This window comes from Caballeronia sordidicola, from assembly GCF_001544455.2.
Taxonomy (GTDB): domain Bacteria; phylum Pseudomonadota; class Gammaproteobacteria; order Burkholderiales; family Burkholderiaceae; genus Caballeronia; species Caballeronia sordidicola.
This window is the reverse complement of sequence record NZ_FCOC02000013.1, coordinates 66,507-84,318: the sequence shown is the minus strand read 5'-3', so window position 1 is coordinate 84,318 and position 17,812 is coordinate 66,507. Positions and strand designations below refer to the sequence as shown.

Sequence of the window (17,812 nt, the reverse complement as noted above, 5' to 3'; positions counted from 1 at the left end):
CTTACAGCGTAAACCTCAAGTAACTTGTCAAGAAAACTTGCCGCAGGCCCGTCTGACGGGCTAGTATCGCGAGACCATCAACATGGCGAGCGCGCGGATTTCGCCCGGGCTCGCCCTTCCTAATGCGTCGATTCTGGTCACTGCTGCTGCTCACCTTTCTCGTTGCCGCGTGTTCCAGCGCGCCGCAACGGATATCGCACGCGCCGGGCGAATCGAGCGCGAACGCCGCGAACCGCACGTTCGCCAAACCATCGGGCTTCCCGAATTTCGTCGATCACAGCGTTGGGCAAGAAGAAATCTCGATTCAGGCAATGTCGCTTGTCGGCGTGCCGTACCGCTGGGGCGGCAATACGCCGGAAGCCGGTTTCGATTGCAGTGGCCTGGTCCGGTATGTGGTCGATCGGGCGGCATCGGTCAATCTGCCACGCACGACCGCCGACATGAGCTCGCGCGGCGAGTCGATCGAGCCGGACGAAGTGGCGCCCGGCGACCTGATTTTCTTCAATACGACCGGACGCGCGCACTCGCATGTCGGGATTTATGTGGGCAAGCTGCGCTTTGTCAACGCGCCGTCCACTGGGGGCACCGTTCGCCTCGATTACCTGACGAACCCGTACTGGGCGAAGCGTTTCGATGGCATCCGCCGCGTCGCGCCGCCGAAAGCCGCGCCAACGCCATTCGATTCGCCGACGTATCTGGCCTCGCCGGTTCCCGTACCCGCTGATAGTGGATCGGGCCGTTCATCGCAGACGCAGGTTGCGACGACCAGCGGCAGGACCGCTCCAGGCGCTGACGCGTTCGAACCACCGCCGCCCGCATTGTCCGCGGCTCAGCGGCAAGCGCAATCCGCCGGCGCAGTTTCACCCGCCATGGCGAGCGTGAGCCCGGGTGCCGATCCTTTCGAACCGCCACCGCCCGCGCTTTCCGCCGCGCAACGCCAGTCGCAAGCGGCAAATGCAAGCTCACCGGCACGCGCGCCGCAGACGGAATCGAATGCGATCGCTGCGGCATCGAATTCGCCGGATCCAATCGCGGCCGCGGCCGACGCCTTTGAACCGCCGCCGCCGACTGCCCGCCTCGCCGCCCAGCAGGTGCGCGCGGTGCAGGAACAGCAGCCGTCGTCCGTGTCCCGCATTCCTGCCTCGGACCCGGCCGTCCACGTAATGCGTGCATCGACGAATCCGCTCACGCCCACACGCCCCGCCCCCGCCGACGATCCCATCGCCAAGTTTGCCAACGGCAGCTACTGAGCGCCTTCAGCTTATCGACTGACGCGCACGTCCCGGTGGCCTCTGCTATCGTGTGTAGTTCACCGGTTCCAGGCGTAGAACAATCGCAATCAGCCTCAATAAGGAGTGAGCTCATGGACTTGGGACTTGCGGGCAAAGTCGTTCTCATCACGGGCGGCAGCAAGGGTATTGGCTTCGCATGCGCGCGAGCATTTGCCGCAGAGGGCGCGCGCGTCGCGATCGTCTCCCGCGATGCAGCAAACCTCGCACGCGCGCGCGAACAACTTGCACAGGACGGCCATCACGTGCATCTCGCGCGCGCCGATCTTCACGAAGCGCACAGCGCGCAGGACGTGGTGGAAGAAACCACAAGCGCGCTTGGGCCAATCGATATTCTCGTGAACTGCGCGGGCGCGGCGAAACGCTACGACCCCGATCTGCTCGATGCCGACGCCTACAAAGCCGCGATGGAAGCCAAGTACTTTACGTGCATTTATCCGCAACAGGCCGTGCTGAAAAAAATGGCCGAGCGCGTGAAAGCCGACCCGAAAAGCGAACCGGGCGCGGTGGTCAACATCATCGGAATGGGCGGCAAGATTGCGAGCGATATCCATATCGCCGGCGGCGCGGCGAACGCGGCGCTGATGCTGGCGACAGTCGGTCTCGCGCATCATTATGCAAAGCTCGGGATCCGCATCAACGCGATCAATCCGGGCGCGACGCTGACGGAACGCGTGGAGGAAGCACTCGCGCTGGAAGCGCAGCGCGAAGGCATTACGCGCGACGAGGCGCTGGCTCGCAGCCAGGCAAAAGTGCCGCTCGGCCGATACGCGAACCCTGATGAAATCGCCAACGTGGCTTTGTTCCTGGCGAGCCGTCAGGCGAGCTATGTATCTGGCGCGATCATTCCGATGGACGGCGTTGGCGCACCGCTCATCTGAAAACATAAACGAAAACGGGCGACTTTGGTCGCCCGTTTTCTCAAACCGTGTGGCTGCCCTGATGCTTTAGAAAAAGTGCCGTCCAAGCCACCACGCGCCCGCGGCCATCACAGCCGATGCCGGGATCGTCAAGATCCACGCCCACACAATATTTCCCGCCACGCCCCATCGAACCGCGCTGAACTTCTGTGTGGCGCCCACGCCAACAATCGCGCCCGTGATCGTATGCGTGGTCGATACAGGAATGCCTAGGAACGAGGCCACGAACAGCGTGATAGCCCCGCCCGACTCCGCGCAAAACCCGCCAACCGGTTTGAGCTTCGTGATCTTCTGCCCCATCGTGCGGACAATGCGCCAGCCGCCGAACAGCGTGCCCAGTCCCATCGACAGATAACAGCCGCCAATCACCCAGATCGGCGGTGCGTCCGCCGTGGCCGATGCATAACCCGCTGCAATCAGCAGCATCCAGATAATGCCGATGGTTTTCTGCGCGTCGTTGCCGCCGTGCCCAAGGCTGTACAGTCCCGCCGATACAAGCTGCCAGCGCCTGAAGCGCCGGTCCACCTTGGATGGCGGTGTCCGGAAATACATCCACGAGACGATCAGCATGAAAAGCGATCCGAGCACGAAACCCAGCAGCGGCGATATGAAGATGAAGGAGACGGTCTTGAGCAGACCGTCCATGTTGAGCGAGCCCCAACCAGACTTCGCCCACGCGGAACCCATCAGTCCGCCGATCAGCGCATGCGATGAACTCGAAGGAATCCCGTAATGCCAGGTAATGATGTTCCAGCCGATAGCCCCGACCAGCGCGCCGAAGATCACGTACTGATCGACGATGGCCGGGTCGATGGTCCCCTTGCCTACAGTCGCCGCGACCTTCAAATGGAAGATGAAATACGCGATGACGTTGAACGCCGCGGCAAACGCGACGGCCTGCTGGGGTTTCAGCACGCCGGTGGAAACGACTGTTGCAATGGAGTTGGCGGCGTCATGAAAGCCGTTCATGAAGTCGAAAACCAGCGCGACCACGACGAGCGTAATGACAGCCCAGAGGGCGAGTTGAATCGAATGCATCGTTTATTGGATGAGTGGCGCGGCTGAGATCAGGCGTTTTCCAACACGATGCCTTCGATGATGTTCGCGACATCCTCGCATTTATCGGTGATCGTCTCGAGCAACTCGTAGATTGCCTTCAGCTTGATCAGCGTCTTGACGTTGTCCTCTTCGCGGAAGAGCTTGGACATGGCCGAGCGCAGCACGCGGTCCGCGTCCGATTCCAGCCGGTCGATCTCTTCGCAGATCTTGAGGATCTCGCTCGCGCGTTTCATGTCCGCGAGGAGTTGCACGGCTTGCTGCACGCGTTCGGAAGTTGCCGTGCAGATATGCGCAAGCTGGCTCATTTCTGCGGTCGATTCCCGCACGTCGTAGAGCGAGATCGCCGTGGCCACGTCTTCCATCAGGTCCAGGATGTCGTCCATGGTCGTGATGAGCTTGTGGATTTCGTCGCGATCGAGCGGCGTGATGAAGGTCTTGTGCAGCAGGTCGATGGTTTCGTGCGTGAGCTTGTCAGCACGTTTTTCGTTCGTCTGGACGTTCTGCTTGTGGACTTCCATCTGGTCCATGTTGTCGATCAGCAGTTCGAGTTCGTGGCTCGCGTCGACGATGCACTTTGCGTGCGCATTGAAGATTTCGAAAAATTTGCCCTCGGTGGGCATGAATCGACCGAACATGAAAATCCCGGAAAGTGGCTCAAGGTGGCGCTGACATAAAACTGCCACATTGTACCTTCGCGGGGACGGCGCCGCACTCCGATTGGGGTCAATCGTAGCACGGCTGCACAACACGTTTCTTAATCGCTATAGAAGTTCTGCGCGCCGGCAAAATTCTCGAACTTCGTGTATTGGCCTTGGAACGTGAGCCGAACAGGGCCGATCGGGCCATTTCGCTGCTTGCCGATAATGATCTCGGCCGTCCCTTTGTCCGGGCTGTCGGGGTTGTAAACTTCGTCGCGGTAGATAAACAAAATGACGTCTGCATCCTGCTCGATAGCACCGGATTCGCGCAAATCCGACATGATCGGGCGCTTGTTCGGCCTCTGTTCCAGCCCACGATTAAGCTGCGATAGCGCGACAACGGGAACATCGAGTTCTTTTGCGAGGCTTTTGAGCGAACGCGAGATTTCTGAGATTTCCGTTGCCCGGTTTTCGCCACCCGAGCCGGAACCCGACATAAGCTGCAAGTAATCGACAATGATCAAACCAAGCTTGCCGCATTGCCGCGCCAGACGCCGCGAGCGCGAGCGCAACTCCATTGGATTCAGGCCGCCGGTTTCATCGATAAAAATCTGCGCCTCGCTCATTTTTTGCACCGCATGCGTGAGCTTCGGCCAGTCTTCGTCGGTAAGGCGGCCAGTACGCATTCTGTGCTGGTCGAGTCGGCCGACCGAACCCAGCATACGCATGGTCAACTGCGTGCCCGGCATTTCCATGGAGAACACGGCAACCGGCAGACCATATTCAACGGCCACGTATTCGCCGATGTTCATCGAAAACGCGGTCTTGCCCATGGATGGCCGCCCCGCCACGATGATCAGCTCGCCGCCGTGCATGCCCGAGGTCATGCGGTCCAGGTCGACAAAACCGGTTGGCGTACCGGTAACGTCGCTGGGATTCGCCGTGTGATAAAGCGTGTCAATGCGCTCGACGACTTCCGTCAGAAGCGGCCCGATTTCGAGAAATCCTTGCGTGCCGCGCGCGCCGCTTTCCGCGATGGAAAACACCTTGGCCTCGGCCTCGTCCAGCAACTGGCGAACTTCCTTGCCTTGTGGATTGAAGGCATCGGCGGAAATTTCGTCGGCGACCGAAACCAGCCTGCGCAAGACCGCCCGGTCGCGCACGATTTCCGCGTATCGGCGAATGTTCGCGGCGCTCGGCGTGTTCTGCGCGAGCGCGTTCAGATAGGCAAGACCGCCGACTTCCTCGGCCTTGCCCGTATTCGTCAGCGCCTCGTAGACCGTGATCACGTCGGCCGGGCGCGTGGTCGCGATCAGCTTGCCGATCGCCTCATAAATGATCCTGTGGTCGTAGCGGTAGAAATCACTGTGCGACATCAGGTCCGCTATGCGATCCCACGCGGCGTTGTCGAGCAACAAGCCGCCAATGACGGACTGTTCGGCTTCGATGGAATGCGGCGGAACCTTCAGCGCATCCATTTGCGGATCTTTCGAGGGTGCGTTCATGGCGGCAATTATCGGCGAAATGGCGAGGCGGCGGGCGATCAGAAACAAAAAAGGCGGGAACCGTTGAGGGTTCCCGCCCTTCTTTTTACAGCCGGACTACGTGCTGTGACTTTTCATCGGCGCCGGAGAAATCCCGGCTGACCGGAAGCTTTAAGCGTGCTCGCCCAGCACCGACACCGTCACATCGACAATAACGTCTGTGTGCAGTGCGATCTGGACGGCGTGATCGCCAACCAGCTTCAGCGGGCCGTCGGCCAGGCGCACTTGCGACTTTTCGACTTCTGCCAGACCTTGCTTCTTCAGCGCGTCGGCGATATCCGCGTTCGTCACCGAACCGAACAAACGGCCGTCGACGCCAGCCTTCTGCGAGATCTGAACGGTTGCGCCGCTCAGCTTTTCGCCTTGAGCCGTAGCGGCCGCCAGCTTTTCAGCAGCAACCTTTTCCAGGTCGGCACGGCGCACTTCGAATTCCGCAATTGCGTCCTTCGTTGCACGGCGAGCCTTCTTGCCCGGGATCAGGAAGTTACGTGCGTAACCGTCCTTGACCTTCACGATGTCGCCGAGGTTGCCCAGGTTGACGACTTTTTCCAAAAGAATGATTTGCATTTGGCTTTTCCTTATTGCGTCGTCTGATTAGGCCTTGTGCAGGTCGGTGTACGGCAGGAGCGCGAGAAAACGAGCGCGCTTGATAGCCGTGTCGAGCTGACGTTGGTAGTGAGCCTTCGTTCCTGTCAGACGAGCCGGCGTGATCTTGCCGTTCTCACCAACGAAGTCCTTCAGCGTTTCCGTGTCCTTGTAGTCGATGTATTCAACACCGGCAGCCGTGAAACGGCAGAATTTCTTGCGCTTGAAGAGCGGGTTTTGTTGCTGACGACGTTTGTCGAATTTCTTACCAGTCGGGCGGGGCATGTTCAGTCCTTTCCAATATCCTGCAATTCTGTGATGTGAAACACCAGGGTTCGCGCGTTGCGGTTTTTCTTGGCCATGAAGCCTGTAAAGAGCGTTTCAACGCCCATTGCAAGGCTTTCCAGCTTGCCGCTCGCAGCACCGGCCGCTACCGCTGGAAGCGTCAGTTCGATTTGACGGGCAATGCCCGCTTCGACAACTTCCGTGCAGTGATGCAACGTGCAGCTTGCTATGGGGACGCCGGCGGGGGTGTACCGCACCGGTTCGCGTTCCACGACGCTTGCTGTCAGTTGCAGCCGGTTCACTTGAATCCTGGTGGCTTGACGCCTCTGAGAGGTATCCGAGGTGTCTCGAGGTGTCTATTAAGCCTGCGCTTCAGTCGACGGCTGGCTGGCCGCCTTCTTGGCTTCTTCGCGGTGCACTTCCTTCATCATCGGCGACGGGCCGGTTTCGGCCTTCTTCATCTTGACGATCAGGTGACGCAGCACTGCGTCGTTGAACTTGAATGCGTGTTCCAGCTCTTCCAGGGTTTCCTGGCTGCATTCAATGTTCATGCACACGTAGTGAGCCTTCGCGAGTTTCTCGATCATGTAGGCAAGCTGACGGCGGCCCCAGTCTTCGATGCGGTGGATCGAACCACCGTGCGACGTGATCGTGGTCTTGTACCGTTCGATCATGGCGGGCACTTGCTCGCTCTGATCCGGATGCACGATAAATACGATTTCGTAATGACGCATTGTTACTCCTTGAGGATATAAAGCCACCCGGGCGTCGGACCGGTGCGGCAAGAGAGAAGCCAACGATTATAGCGGGATATGGACGCGCTCACAACTGATTTAGGTCTTTTGCGCTTTAGTTCCGCTGTGTTTTCAATGGCTTAGGTCCCGGTCCTGCGTGTTGCGCGGGTTGGTGCGATCGGCGCTCATCGGCTCCAGTAGTCCGGCTGCGCGTAGACTTTCTTCAAATAATCAATGAAGTAGCGCACTTTTGCCGGCACATAGCGCTGCTGCGGATACACCGCGAGGATGTCGTAGTCCGGCAACGCGAACTCATCCAGCACGGTTTCCAGTTCGCCCGCCGCGAGTTGCCGCTGGATCTCCCACGTGGAGCGCCAGCCAAGCCCGTGGCCCTCGGACACCCAGCGGTGAAGCAATTCGCCGTCGTTGCAATCCAGGTTTCCGGAGACGCGCACCGTCGCCAGCTTGCCGTTGCGGCGAAAATACCAGCCGCGGTTCTGGCCGCCTTGCAGGTTGAAGGCGAGACAGTTGTGGCGCGGCAGGTCGTCGAGCGTTTTCGGCTTGCCGTGCTTCTTGAAATACGCGGGCGTGCCGCAGACCACGCGATGGTTTTCGGCAAGTTTCACCGCCACGAAGTTCTGGTCCACCGCGCCGCCAATCCGGATCGACAGGTCGTAACCTTCGCGAATCAGGTCGGCCACGCGGTCGTTCAGATTGAACGACATCTGCAACGCGGGTTTGTCGGCGAGGAACCCGGGAGCGTGCGGCGCCACGTGCATCCGCCCGAAAGCCGCGGGCGCCGAGACAATCAGGTGGCCGTCGACCGTGCGCTGGCCATCGGCGAGTTCGTTTTCCGCCTGGTTCCAGTCGGCGAGCAGTCCACGGCAACGCTCCAGGAACGCGGCGCCTTCTTCGCTGACCACCAGCCGGCGCGTCGAGCGGTACATCAGTTTGACGCCAAGGCGCTTTTCCAGCGCATCGATACGCCGCCCCAGAATCACCGGCGACACGCCCTCCTCCAGCGCGGCCGCGGCGAGGCTGCCAGCCTCGGCGACTTTCACGAACGTCTCTATCTGCTTGAATCGATCCATTTTCCTGTCTCCGTTGCCCCATCCGTTCCATACTTTTTGTATCGGATCAAACGACTCTGGCTGATCTTATCAACACTCCGGCATACGCATAAAGTCCGTTAAACGACGTTTCGCCATGGCGGGACACAGCAAACACCAAGTGGATGGAGACAGTCATGACAAAAATGCGAGCTGTAGACGCAGCCGTTCTGGTGCTGGAGAAAGAAGGCATCGAGATGGCGTTCGGCGTGCCGGGCGCGGCGATCAATCCGCTCTACTCCGCGCTGCAGCGGGCCGGCAGTATCGGGCATGTGCTCGCGCGGCACGTGGAAGGCGCGTCGCACATGGCTGAAGGTTATACGCGGGCGTCGCCGGGCAATATTGGCGTATGTATTGGCACGTCGGGACCGGCCGGCACGGACATGATCACCGGCCTGTATTCCGCCCAGGCTGACTCCATCCCGATTCTCGCCATCACGGGGCAGGCGCCGCGCGCGCGCCTTTACAAGGAAGACTTCCAGGCCGTCGATATTGAGTCCATCGCGAAGCCTGTGACGAAATGGGCTGTCACGGTGCGCGAACCGGCGCTTGTGCCGCGCGTATTCCAGCAGGCCTTTCACCTGATGCGCTCGGGCCGTCCGGGGCCGGTGCTGGTCGATTTGCCCATTGACGTGCAACTCGCCGAAATCGAATTCGATATCGATACGTACGAACCCCTGCCCGTCTACAAGCCAAAAGCCACGCGCGCCCAGATTGAAAAAGCGTTGACGATGCTTGTCGCGTCGGAGCGGCCGTTGATCGTGTCGGGCGGCGGCGTGCTGAACGCGGCGGCTGAAGACCTCCTGGTCGAGTTCGCCGAACTCGTGAACGTACCGGTGATCCCGACGCTGATGAGCTGGGGCGCGATTGCCGACGATCATCCGCTGATGGCCGGCATGTGCGGCCTGCAAACGGCGCACCGCTACGGCAACGCCAACATGCTTGCTTCCGACTTCGTGCTGGGCATTGGCAATCGCTGGGCGAACCGCCATACCGGCAGTGTCGAGGTCTATACGAAGGGCCGCACGTTCGTGCACGTGGACATTGAACCGACGCAGATCGGCCGTGTATTCGGACCGGAGCTCGGCATTGTCTCCGACGCCCGGTTCGCGCTCGAACTCTTCGTGGAAGTGGCGCGCGAATGGAAGGCCGCGGGCAAGCTGAAGGATCTCGGCGCGTGGGTGGGCGAATGCCAGGAACGCAAGCGCACGATGCATCGCAAGACGCACTTCGACAACGTGCCAATGAAACCCCAGCGCGTGTACGAAGAGATGAACAAGGTCTTCGGCCGGGACACGTGCTACATCTCGACCATCGGCCTGTCACAGATTGCCGGCGCGCAATTCCTGCACGTGTACAAGGCGCGCAACTGGATCAACTGCGGTCAGGCCGGCCCGCTCGGCTGGACGATTCCGGCGGCGCTCGGCGTGCGCGCCGCAGACCCGCAACGGCCGATCGTCGCGCTTTCGGGCGACTACGACTTCCAGTTCATGATCGAAGAGCTTGCGGTCGGCGCGCAGTTCAGGCTGCCTTATATCCACGTGGTCGTGAACAACTCGTACCTCGGCCTGATTCGTCAGGCGCAGCGCGGCTTCGACATGGACTATTGCGTCCAGCTCGCGTTCGAGAACATCAACGCGCCGGATCTGAATGGCTACGGTGTCGATCACGTTGCTGTTGCCGAAGGTCTCGGTTGCAAGGCGATGCGAGTATTCAAGCCGGAAGACCTGGCTCCCGCTCTCCGCAAAGCCGAGGGAATGCTGGCGGAGTTCGGCGTGCCAATCATCGTGGAAGTGATTCTGGAGCGCGTGACGAACATCGCGATGGGCACGGAAATCGACAACATCAACGAATTCGAGCCGCTCGCAGAAACCGAGCAGGATGCACCGACCGCCATTGCATCGACATCGAACGCCTGAGTGCCTGAGTATTAGTCTGAAAGCCGTCTGAGAGAGTAGAAACCATGCCGAAATTTGCCGCAAACCTGACAATGCTGTTCAACGAAGTGCCCTTCCTCGACCGCTTTGCAGCGGCGGCGGAAGCGGGCTTCGAAGCGGTGGAATTCCTGTTCCCGTATCCGTATTCCATTGCGGATCTGCGTCAGCGTCTGGACGACAACAATCTGCAAATCGTGCTGCACAACCTGCCCGCGGGCAATTGGGAAGGCGGTGAGCGTGGCATCGCGTGTTTGCCGGATCGCAAGGAAGAGTTTCGCGAAGGCGTGGCTAAGGCAATCGAATACGCGAAGGCGCTGAAAGTGCCGCAACTGAACTGCCTGGTGGGCATTCCTACGGCATCGGTCAGCCGCGAGGAAGCGCGGGCGACGATCGTCGAAAACCTGAAGTTCGCGGCTGGCGCGTTGAAGAAAGAAGGCATCAGGCTCCTGGTCGAGCCGTGCAATCACTTCGATATCCCCGGCTTCGCGCTGAACAAATCGCAGGAAGGACTGGACGTGATTCGCGATGTCGGCTCGGACAACCTGTTCCTGCAGTACGACATCTATCACATGCAGCGCATGGAAGGCGAACTGGCGGCGACGATCAAGCGCAACCTGCCATCGATCGCGCATGTTCAACTGGCTGATAACCCTGGCCGCAACGAACCGGGCACGGGTGAAATCAACTATCCGTTCCTGTTCTCGCTGCTGGATTCGATTGGCTATCAAGGCTGGATTGGCTGCGAATACAAACCGCGTGCAACGACCGAAGCCGGCCTCGGATGGCTCGCGGAACTCGCTGGCTGGAAGAACGCGCACGCGGCGGCCTGACGCCCTGGCCCACACTATCTGGAGGAGACACACGTAATGGCAACAATCGGTTTTATCGGACTCGGCATCATGGGCGCCCACATGGCGCGCAACCTCAAGAAAGCCGGCCACACGCTGGTACTCAACGGCGCATATCCGGTGCCCGACGATCTGCGCGCGCTCGGCACGGTGGCCGGCAATTCGACAGAAGTAGCGCGCGGCAGCGAAATCATCGTCCTGATGGTGCCGGACACGCCCGATGTGGCCAATGTTCTCTTCGCCGACGACGGCGTGGCAAAAGGACTCGAGAAAGGCCAGCTCGTGATCGACATGAGCTCCATCTCGCCGCTCGAGACGCAGGCTTTCGCCAAGAAAATCAACGCGCTCGGCTGCGATTATCTCGATGCACCCGTTTCCGGCGGCGAAGTCGGCGCGCGCGAAGCAACACTCACGATCATGGTCGGCGGCCCCGAAGCCGCGTTCGAACGCGCGAAGCCGCTGTTCGAAGTGATGGGCAAGAACATCACGCTCATCGGCGAAAACGGCGCGGGGCAAACGTGCAAGGTCGCCAACCAGATTATCGTGGCGCTCAATATTGAAGCGGTGGGGGAAGCGCTGCTGTTTGCATCGAAGTCGGGCGCCGATCCTGAGCGCGTGCGCAAGGCGTTGATGGGCGGCTTCGCCGCATCGCGGATCCTGGAAGTGCACGGCGAACGCATGACCAAACGCACATTCAATCCAGGCTTCCGGATCGAGCTTCATCAGAAGGATCTGAACCTCGCACTGGAAAGCGCCAGGAAGCTTGGACTCGCATTGCCGCATACGGCGAGCGCGCAGCAACTGTTCAGCGTGTGCGTGGCGAACGGCGGACGCGAGTGGGATCACTCGGGAATGGTGAAGGCGCTGGAACTGATGTCGAATCATCAGGTTACCGAAGGAAATTGAATTGCTGAAAACCGGCTGATCTCCGGTGGGTTGCAAAAAGTGTAATAACGTTGGGTCCGTCTAGCGGCGCCCGGCGATGACGTGGAAGCCTTGGTCGGTCAGACGTCATTGCCGGGTGTCCGCCTGCCGGATCTTTTTTTGCTTTTGATTCGTTGTCTTGTTTCGTGCTTTTGTTTTACATCGTGTTCATCGACACAGTATTACAACTCCTGCCGTGAAGTCCGCGAACTAAGCCTGGGGCTACGCGACTAAGAAGCTCGGCTCGACTGGGCCGCTTCACCGGTTAATACAGGAGTTGCAACATGGGCATGTTCAGTTTCATCAAGGAAGCAGGCGAAAAGTTATTCGGCGCCGTGTCGACCACGGCGTCCGCCGCGCCAGCAGCGCCGGACGTGGCGGCGCTCAACAAGACCGCCGGAGACGCCATCGCGGCGTATATCCGCACTCAAGGCCTCAGCGCCGACAACCTCCAGGTCGCCTTCGACGGCGCCTCGCATACGGTCACGGTCAGCGGGCAAGCCGCCGATCAGGCGACGAAGGAAAAGATCCTCGTCGCCGCAGGCAATGTGCAGCACGTCGATAAAGTCGACGACCGCATGACCGTATTGAATCCCACGCCGGCTTCACAATTCCATACGGTTGCCGCAGGCGACAATCTCTGGAAGATCGCAACGAAGTACTACGGCAATGGCGCGAAAAACGATGTGATTTTCGAGGCGAACAAGCCCATGCTCAGCAGCCCGGACAAGATCTACCCGGGACAGGTCTTGCGCATTCCGCCGCTAGCTTGAACGATTGATTTTGTTGATGAAAACGCGAGCTTCGGTTCGCGTTTTTATTGGAAGTCAGTAGGTATCGAAGACGCTTTGCATGTATTTTGGCGGCGTTCCCGCCGCCAGCGCCAGCATCAGCAGCACGCGCGACTTGTACGGGTTCAGGCTCCCCGCCGTGACTGATCCCAGCGTGTCGTCGGGCGCCGCGCCGTTGCGCATCACATGACCCGAGCCGACTCGCGACGAACGCACGACCACTACTCCTTGCTTCGCGGCATCGGCCACGGCTTGTTGCAAGGTTGAATGAATCGAGCCGTTTCCCGTGCCCGCGATCACCAGCCCTTTCACTCCGGCAGCGACCAGGGCATCCACAGCCACTCGCGATACACCCGCGTAACTCGCTACGATTTCAACCGTCGGCAAATCAGCCGCGATCTGAAATGGCGTCTGCAACGTATGCGGCCTCACGACCGTGCGCTGATATTCAAGCTGACCATCCTGCACCCAGCCCAGCGCGCCGCCTTCGGGTGAACGGAAAGCATCGACCGCATAGGTGCTGGTCTTGACCACGTCGCGCCCGCTGTGGATCTGGTTATTGAATGCGACCAGCGCGCCCTGTTTCCACGACGCCTTGCTCGCCGCCACCGTGACTGCGTTGAGCAGGTTGAGCGGGCCATCGGCGGATAAAGCCGTCGAGGGCCGCATGGCGGCCGTCAGCACAACCGGCTTGTCGCTTTTTACAGTGAGATGCAGCAAGTACGCGGTTTCTTCGAGCGTATCCGTGCCGTGCGTGATGACGACACCGTCAATGTCGTCCAGCGCGAGCAACGCATTCACGCGCGCACACAAGGTCGCCCAGAGTGTCGGCGTCATGTCCTTGCTGTCGATGCTCGCCACTTGCTCCGCGTGAATCCGCGCGACTTGCGACAAGGACGGCACGGCATCGAGCAATTTATCGACACCGACAACGCCCGCCTTGTACCCGGAAGTTTTCGCGGCGTCACCCGCCTCGCCAGCGATGGTTCCGCCGGTGGCGAGCACGGCGATCCGTGGCAATCCAGGCGGCAATCCGGACGGCGATGAAGTGTGTAAGGAGTTCATGCCGCAATTGTAGCGGAGCCGGTTTAAAGCTTGTTTGAAGCCGGTTCCGCGCGAGGCCTACGCCGCTTCGCGCAACTGCGCCGCGATCTGTGCTTCATCCAGTTGCGGCGCGAACATTTCGATGAGCTTGTACGCGTAAGCGCGAAGAAACGCGCCCTTGCGCAAACCCACGCGCGTGGTGCTGGCTTCGAACAGATGCTGGGTATCCAGCGCGACGAGTTCGGTATCGCGTTTTTCATCGAAGGCCATCGCGGCCACAATGCCAATGCCCATGCCGAGTTCCACATAGGTCTTGATCACGTCGGCGTCGATGGCGGTCAGCACCACGTCCGGCAGTGCGCCCGCCCGGGCAAACGCTTGGTCCACGTGCGAGCGGCCGGTGAAGTCGTTGTCGTAGGTCACGATCGGATATTCGGCGATTTCATCAAGCGTGATGTTCTCGCGGCCAACCAGCGGATGCCCCTTCGGCACCACCACCGTGTGATGCCACGAATAGCAAGGGAACGTGACGATATCCGGATATCTGTCGAGCGCTTCTGTCGAGATGCCGATATCCGCTTCGCCATTGATGATCATCTGCGCGATCTGCTGCGGGCTGCCCTGGCGCAGCGCAAGATGGACTTTCGGGAACACCTCGGTGAACTGGCGGATGACTTTTGGCAACGCATAACGCGCCTGCGTGTGCGTGGTTGCAACCACCAGATGGCCGTTGTCCTGATCGGCGAATTGGCGCGCGACGCGGCGCAGGTTTTCGGCGTCGAGCAACATGCGCTCGATCACCTGATGCACTTCCTTGCCCGGCTCCGTGAGACCGGTGAGACGCTTGCCACGCCGGATGAAGATGTCCACGCCGAGTTCGTCCTCGAGATCCTTGATCTGCTTGGACACGCCCGACTGCGACGTATACAGCACGTTCGCGACCTCGGTCAGGTTCATGTTCTGGCGCACGGCCTCGCGGACGAAACGCAATTGCTGGAAGTTCATGTCAGCCTCTCTTCTTGGGAATTTTCAGTGCGCCGGGAACACGCGCAGGACGCGCGGGACGGCCGTCACGCCGTCACCTATATTCAGGTTCAAACCACGCCACGTCTCGCGATCGAGTTCGGCTTCGAGCACGTTGCCTTCCGCGCCTTCCAGGTCCACGCGCACGGACCCGCCGAGCGTGACCACCCGGCGCACGTCGACCACGATGCCATCCCGATGACCCGAGGCCGTTGGAAACAGCGTGAGATCGTGCGGGCGCACGTAGGCTATCGCCGGGCCTGCAAAATTCGCTTCGGTGGCGATCGGCTGCGCGGCGCCTTGTGCTACGAAACCTTGCTTATCGACCGTACCTCTCAGGCGGTTGGCCGCGCCCAAAAACTCATACACAAACGACGTCTGCGGATGGTCGTAGACGTCCTGCGGACTGCCGACCTGTTCCACGTGCCCGCGATTGAGCACCACAATCCGGTCGGCGACTTCGAGCGCTTCTTCCTGGTCGTGCGTGACGAAGATGGTCGAGATATGCAGGTCGTCATGCAGACGCCGCAACCAACTGCGCAATTCCTTTCTGACCTTGGCGTCGAGCGCGCCGAACGGCTCGTCGAGCAGCAGCACTTTCGGCTCGACGGCCAACGCGCGCGCCAATGCAATCCGCTGCCGCTGCCCGCCCGAAAGCTCCGACGGAAACCGTTGCGCCAGCCAGTCAAGCTGCACAAGCTTGAGCAGTTCATGCACTTTCTCGCGGATCACCGCTTCCGATGGCCGCTCCTTGCGCGGCTTCACGCGCAAACCGAACGCGACGTTCTCGAACACGGTCATGTGACGGAACAGGGCGTAATGCTGGAATACGAAACCGACCTGACGCTCGCGTGCGCCGACAGCCGCGACGTCCTCGCCGTTCAGCACGACCGAGCCCGCATCCGCGTACTCGAGCCCCGCGATCACGCGCAGCAACGTGGTCTTGCCGCAACCCGAAGGTCCGAGCAACGCGACCAGTTCACCCGCCGGAAAATCGAGCGAGACGTTATCCAGCGCGACGAAATCGCCAAAGCGCTTCTGCAAATTTCGAACGATGATGCTCATGGTGATCTTCGCCTTCTAGTTCTGGAGTGACGCGGCAGCGGGTTTGCTGGCATCGATATCGGCGGGCTGGGCCTGCGCGGCTTCCATCGACTGCGCCATGCGGGTCTCGGCGAGCAGTTTCAGACCGAGCGTGACGAGCGCAAGCAGCGCAAGCAGCGACGCCACGGCGAACGCCGCCGAGAAGTTGTATTCGTTGTAGAGGATTTCGACGTGCAGCGGCATGGTGTCGGTCTGGCCGCGAATGTGGCCCGAAACCACCGACACCGCGCCGAACTCGCCCATCGCCCGGGCGTTGCAGAGGATCACGCCATACAGCAAACCCCACTTGACGTTGGGCAAGGTCACGCGCCGGAAAATCTGCCAGCCCGATGCACCGAGTACATGCGCGGCCTCTTCTTCATCGTTGCCTTGCGCCTGCATCAGCGGGATCAACTCGCGCGCAACGAACGGGAACGTGACGAAGATCGTAGCGAGCACGATGCCGGGCACGGCGAAGATGATCTGCACGTTATGGTCGATAAGCCAGGGTCCGAACCAGCCCTGCGCGCCGAACATCAGCACGTAGATCAGGCCCGAGACGACCGGCGAAACAGAGAAAGGCAAGTCGATCAGCGTGGTGAGAAACGCCTTGCCGCGAAACTCGAATTTCGCGATCGCCCAGGACGCCGACAGGCCGAACACCACGTTCAGCGGTACGGCAATCGCGGCGGTGATCAGCGTGAGCTTGATGGCCGACCACGCATCGGGGTCCTTCAAGGAATCGAAGTAATAGGCCACGCCCTTCGCGAAGGCTTGCGCGAATACGGCGACAAGCGGCACGACGAGAAACAGCGCGAGAAAAATCAGCGCGACCGCAGTCAGGATCCAGCGCACTGCGCGCGGTTCGGTGACGGGATCGAGCTTGTGTTCTACCGCGCGCAACGCCGCGATATCGGCCGTTTTCTGGTTGACGCTGCTCATGCCTTGGCTCCGTCGATGTGCAACGAACCGGCGAGCGCGGGCGCGGGACCCGCGCCGCCACGGCTCGTGCGCCGCTGGAGAAACCATTGCAGCGTGTTGATGAGCAGCAGCATCAGGAACGACACGCACAGCATCACCACGGCAATCGCAGTTGCCCCGGCGTAGTCGTATTGTTCCAGCTTCGTGATGATCAGCAGCGACGTGATTTCGGATTTCATCGGCACATTGCCCGCGATGAAAATCACCGAGCCGTATTCGCCGAGCGCCCGTGCGAAAGCAAGCGCAAAGCCGGTCAGAAGCGCGGGGAAAAGCGACGGCAGCACCACGCGGCGAAACGTCAGCCAGCGCGTTGCGCCCAGGCACGCGGCGGCTTCCTCCTGCTCGCGCTCGAAGTCCTCGAGCACCGGCTGCACCGTGCGCACCACGAACGGCAAGCCGATGAACGTCAGCGCCACCAGCACGCCAAGCGGCGTGAACGCCACCTTGAGCCCGAGCGGCGCGAGAAATTGCCCTATCCAGCCGTTGGGCGCGTACACGGCCGCGAGCGCAATCCCTGCAACGGACGTGGGCAAGGCGAACGGCAGGTCGACCACTGCATCCACGATGCGTTTGAACGGGAAGGTGTATCGCACGAGGACCCAGGCGACCAGGAAGCCGAACACCGCGTTGATCAATGCGCCGCCAAGCGCCGCCGAAAACGTCAGGCGGTACGACGCCATCACGCGAGGCGCCGTGACCGCGCGCATAAAGGTCGCCCAGTCGAGCGTGGCCGTCTTGGCAAAGGTCGCGGCAAGCGGAATCAGAACCACCAGGCTCAGATACGCCACCGTGATGCCAAGCGTCAGGCCGAAGCCCGGCAGTGCGCTGGGCTTGCGGAAAGTGAAAGTTGTCATGCGTCCATCATCCAGTACCGTTGCGCCGCGGGGACGGCGCTTCAGGGTGTTTCAAGGTTCTGACCGTCTGTGCGGCCGTGTTGGCGCTTCCGGGTTCTTCTGTTTTTCGACCTTTGACGACCCTTTATGACTACAGCATCGCGAGCGGATGACCGCGGGCGATG

19 protein-coding genes are annotated in these 17,812 nt (G+C 60.6%); 6 read left to right on the top strand and 13 right to left on the bottom strand.

Going from position 1 to position 17,812, the window contains the following annotated elements:
- Positions 1-122 precede the first annotated feature (122 nt).
- Together AWB64_RS19950 and AWB64_RS19945 are read left to right on the top strand one after the other, a co-directional pair.
- Positions 123-1,250, top strand: coding sequence for an NlpC/P60 family protein (locus AWB64_RS19950; RefSeq protein WP_060857157.1), 1,128 nt, complete (start codon positions 123-125; stop codon positions 1,248-1,250).
- A 113-nt stretch (positions 1,251-1,363) separates the two neighbouring features.
- A complete protein-coding gene (locus AWB64_RS19945) occupies positions 1,364-2,170 on the top strand; it encodes an SDR family NAD(P)-dependent oxidoreductase (RefSeq protein WP_060857156.1) in 807 nt (268 codons plus the stop codon).
- Positions 2,171-2,236: 66 nt separating this feature from the next.
- Here the strand turns inward: AWB64_RS19945 and AWB64_RS19940 are convergent, their stop codons facing one another.
- The 8 genes from AWB64_RS19940 to AWB64_RS19905 form a co-directional block, all read right to left on the bottom strand.
- A complete protein-coding gene (locus tag AWB64_RS19940) occupies positions 2,237-3,247 on the bottom strand; it encodes an inorganic phosphate transporter (protein WP_060857155.1) in 1,011 nt (336 codons plus the stop codon).
- A 29-nt stretch (positions 3,248-3,276) separates the two neighbouring features.
- Positions 3,277-3,903 carry a DUF47 domain-containing protein gene (locus AWB64_RS19935; protein ID WP_056353092.1) on the bottom strand — a complete coding sequence of 209 codons (627 nt, stop codon included), beginning with the start codon at positions 3,901-3,903 and terminating at the stop codon, positions 3,277-3,279.
- A gap of 119 nt (positions 3,904-4,022) precedes the next feature.
- Positions 4,023-5,411, bottom strand: a complete 1,389-nt coding sequence (locus AWB64_RS19930) for a replicative DNA helicase (protein ID WP_060857247.1) — start codon at positions 5,409-5,411, stop codon at positions 4,023-4,025.
- A gap of 150 nt (positions 5,412-5,561) precedes the next feature.
- Positions 5,562-6,017, bottom strand: a complete 456-nt coding sequence (gene rplI / locus AWB64_RS19925) for a 50S ribosomal protein L9 (RefSeq protein ID WP_060857154.1) — start codon at positions 6,015-6,017, stop codon at positions 5,562-5,564.
- 27 nt (positions 6,018-6,044) lie between these two features.
- A complete protein-coding gene (gene rpsR, locus AWB64_RS19920) occupies positions 6,045-6,320 on the bottom strand; it encodes a 30S ribosomal protein S18 (protein ID WP_060857153.1) in 276 nt (91 codons plus the stop codon).
- Positions 6,321-6,322: 2 nt separating this feature from the next.
- On the bottom strand, positions 6,323-6,622 hold the full coding sequence (priB, locus tag AWB64_RS19915; RefSeq protein ID WP_056353084.1) for a primosomal replication protein N: 300 nt from the start codon (positions 6,620-6,622) through the stop codon (positions 6,323-6,325).
- 57 nt (positions 6,623-6,679) lie between these two features.
- On the bottom strand, positions 6,680-7,054 hold the full coding sequence (gene rpsF / locus AWB64_RS19910) for a 30S ribosomal protein S6 (RefSeq protein ID WP_056353082.1): 375 nt from the start codon (positions 7,052-7,054) through the stop codon (positions 6,680-6,682).
- Between the two features lie 185 nt (positions 7,055-7,239).
- Positions 7,240-8,145, bottom strand: coding sequence for a LysR family transcriptional regulator (locus AWB64_RS19905; protein ID WP_060857152.1), 906 nt, complete (start codon positions 8,143-8,145; stop codon positions 7,240-7,242).
- 155 nt (positions 8,146-8,300) lie between these two features.
- Here AWB64_RS19905 and gcl point away from each other — a divergent pair, with 155 nt between their 5' ends.
- The 4 genes from gcl to lysM all read left to right on the top strand — a co-directional run bounded on the left by gcl (position 8,301) and on the right by lysM (position 12,645).
- On the top strand, positions 8,301-10,082 hold the full coding sequence (gcl, locus tag AWB64_RS19900; protein WP_060857151.1) for a glyoxylate carboligase: 1,782 nt from the start codon (positions 8,301-8,303) through the stop codon (positions 10,080-10,082).
- 44 nt (positions 10,083-10,126) lie between these two features.
- Positions 10,127-10,930 (top strand): hydroxypyruvate isomerase, encoded by an 804-nt coding sequence (gene hyi / locus AWB64_RS19895; protein ID WP_060857150.1) that lies wholly within the window; start codon positions 10,127-10,129, stop codon positions 10,928-10,930.
- 36 nt (positions 10,931-10,966) lie between these two features.
- A complete protein-coding gene (locus tag AWB64_RS19890) occupies positions 10,967-11,854 on the top strand; it encodes a 2-hydroxy-3-oxopropionate reductase (protein WP_060857149.1) in 888 nt (295 codons plus the stop codon).
- Positions 11,855-12,156: 302 nt separating this feature from the next.
- Positions 12,157-12,645, top strand: coding sequence for a peptidoglycan-binding protein LysM (gene lysM / locus AWB64_RS19885; protein ID WP_060857148.1), 489 nt, complete (start codon positions 12,157-12,159; stop codon positions 12,643-12,645).
- 54 nt (positions 12,646-12,699) lie between these two features.
- Here lysM and AWB64_RS19880 read toward each other — a convergent pair whose 3' ends face one another.
- From AWB64_RS19880 to cysT, 5 genes are read right to left on the bottom strand one after another with little or no spacing between them, the layout of a single operon-like run.
- A complete protein-coding gene (locus AWB64_RS19880; RefSeq protein ID WP_060857147.1) occupies positions 12,700-13,728 on the bottom strand; it encodes an asparaginase in 1,029 nt (342 codons plus the stop codon).
- A 57-nt stretch (positions 13,729-13,785) separates the two neighbouring features.
- Complete coding sequence (locus tag AWB64_RS19875; protein ID WP_060857146.1) at positions 13,786-14,712, bottom strand: CysB family HTH-type transcriptional regulator; 927 nt, start codon at positions 14,710-14,712, stop codon at positions 13,786-13,788.
- A 24-nt stretch (positions 14,713-14,736) separates the two neighbouring features.
- Positions 14,737-15,795 carry a sulfate/molybdate ABC transporter ATP-binding protein gene (locus AWB64_RS19870; RefSeq protein ID WP_060857145.1) on the bottom strand — a complete coding sequence of 353 codons (1,059 nt, stop codon included), beginning with the start codon at positions 15,793-15,795 and terminating at the stop codon, positions 14,737-14,739.
- A 15-nt stretch (positions 15,796-15,810) separates the two neighbouring features.
- Complete coding sequence (cysW, locus tag AWB64_RS19865) at positions 15,811-16,755, bottom strand: sulfate ABC transporter permease subunit CysW (RefSeq protein ID WP_060857144.1); 945 nt, start codon at positions 16,753-16,755, stop codon at positions 15,811-15,813.
- Positions 16,752-17,648, bottom strand: a complete 897-nt coding sequence (gene cysT, locus AWB64_RS19860) for a sulfate ABC transporter permease subunit CysT (RefSeq protein WP_060857143.1) — start codon at positions 17,646-17,648, stop codon at positions 16,752-16,754. Before cysT ends, cysW begins: the two co-directional genes overlap by 4 nt.
- Between the last annotated feature and the right edge of the window lie 164 nt (positions 17,649-17,812).

Excerpts from the sequence above, each read along its gene's own strand:
- AWB64_RS19950 (WP_060857157.1), top strand. The coding sequence starts at position 123 with ATGCGTCGATTCTGGTCACTGCTGCTGCTCACCTTTCTCGTTGCCGCG.
- AWB64_RS19945 (WP_060857156.1), top strand. The coding sequence starts at position 1,364 with ATGGACTTGGGACTTGCGGGCAAAGTCGTTCTCATCACGGGCGGCAGC.
- AWB64_RS19940 (WP_060857155.1), bottom strand. The coding sequence starts at position 3,247 with ATGCATTCGATTCAACTCGCCCTCTGGGCTGTCATTACGCTCGTCGTG.
- AWB64_RS19935 (WP_056353092.1), bottom strand. The coding sequence starts at position 3,903 with ATGTTCGGTCGATTCATGCCCACCGAGGGCAAATTTTTCGAAATCTTC.
- AWB64_RS19930 (WP_060857247.1), bottom strand. The coding sequence starts at position 5,411 with ATGAACGCACCCTCGAAAGATCCGCAAATGGATGCGCTGAAGGTTCCG.
- rplI (WP_060857154.1), bottom strand. The coding sequence starts at position 6,017 with ATGCAAATCATTCTTTTGGAAAAAGTCGTCAACCTGGGCAACCTCGGC.
- rpsR (WP_060857153.1), bottom strand. The coding sequence starts at position 6,320 with ATGCCCCGCCCGACTGGTAAGAAATTCGACAAACGTCGTCAGCAACAA.
- rpsF (WP_056353082.1), bottom strand. The coding sequence starts at position 7,054 with ATGCGTCATTACGAAATCGTATTTATCGTGCATCCGGATCAGAGCGAG.
- AWB64_RS19905 (WP_060857152.1), bottom strand. The coding sequence starts at position 8,145 with ATGGATCGATTCAAGCAGATAGAGACGTTCGTGAAAGTCGCCGAGGCT.
- gcl (WP_060857151.1), top strand. The coding sequence starts at position 8,301 with ATGACAAAAATGCGAGCTGTAGACGCAGCCGTTCTGGTGCTGGAGAAA.
- hyi (WP_060857150.1), top strand. The coding sequence starts at position 10,127 with ATGCCGAAATTTGCCGCAAACCTGACAATGCTGTTCAACGAAGTGCCC.
- AWB64_RS19890 (WP_060857149.1), top strand. The coding sequence starts at position 10,967 with ATGGCAACAATCGGTTTTATCGGACTCGGCATCATGGGCGCCCACATG.
- lysM (WP_060857148.1), top strand. The coding sequence starts at position 12,157 with ATGGGCATGTTCAGTTTCATCAAGGAAGCAGGCGAAAAGTTATTCGGC.
- AWB64_RS19880 (WP_060857147.1), bottom strand. The coding sequence starts at position 13,728 with ATGAACTCCTTACACACTTCATCGCCGTCCGGATTGCCGCCTGGATTG.
- AWB64_RS19875 (WP_060857146.1), bottom strand. The coding sequence starts at position 14,712 with ATGAACTTCCAGCAATTGCGTTTCGTCCGCGAGGCCGTGCGCCAGAAC.
- AWB64_RS19870 (WP_060857145.1), bottom strand. The coding sequence starts at position 15,795 with ATGAGCATCATCGTTCGAAATTTGCAGAAGCGCTTTGGCGATTTCGTC.
- cysW (WP_060857144.1), bottom strand. The coding sequence starts at position 16,755 with ATGAGCAGCGTCAACCAGAAAACGGCCGATATCGCGGCGTTGCGCGCG.
- cysT (WP_060857143.1), bottom strand. The coding sequence starts at position 17,648 with ATGACAACTTTCACTTTCCGCAAGCCCAGCGCACTGCCGGGCTTCGGC.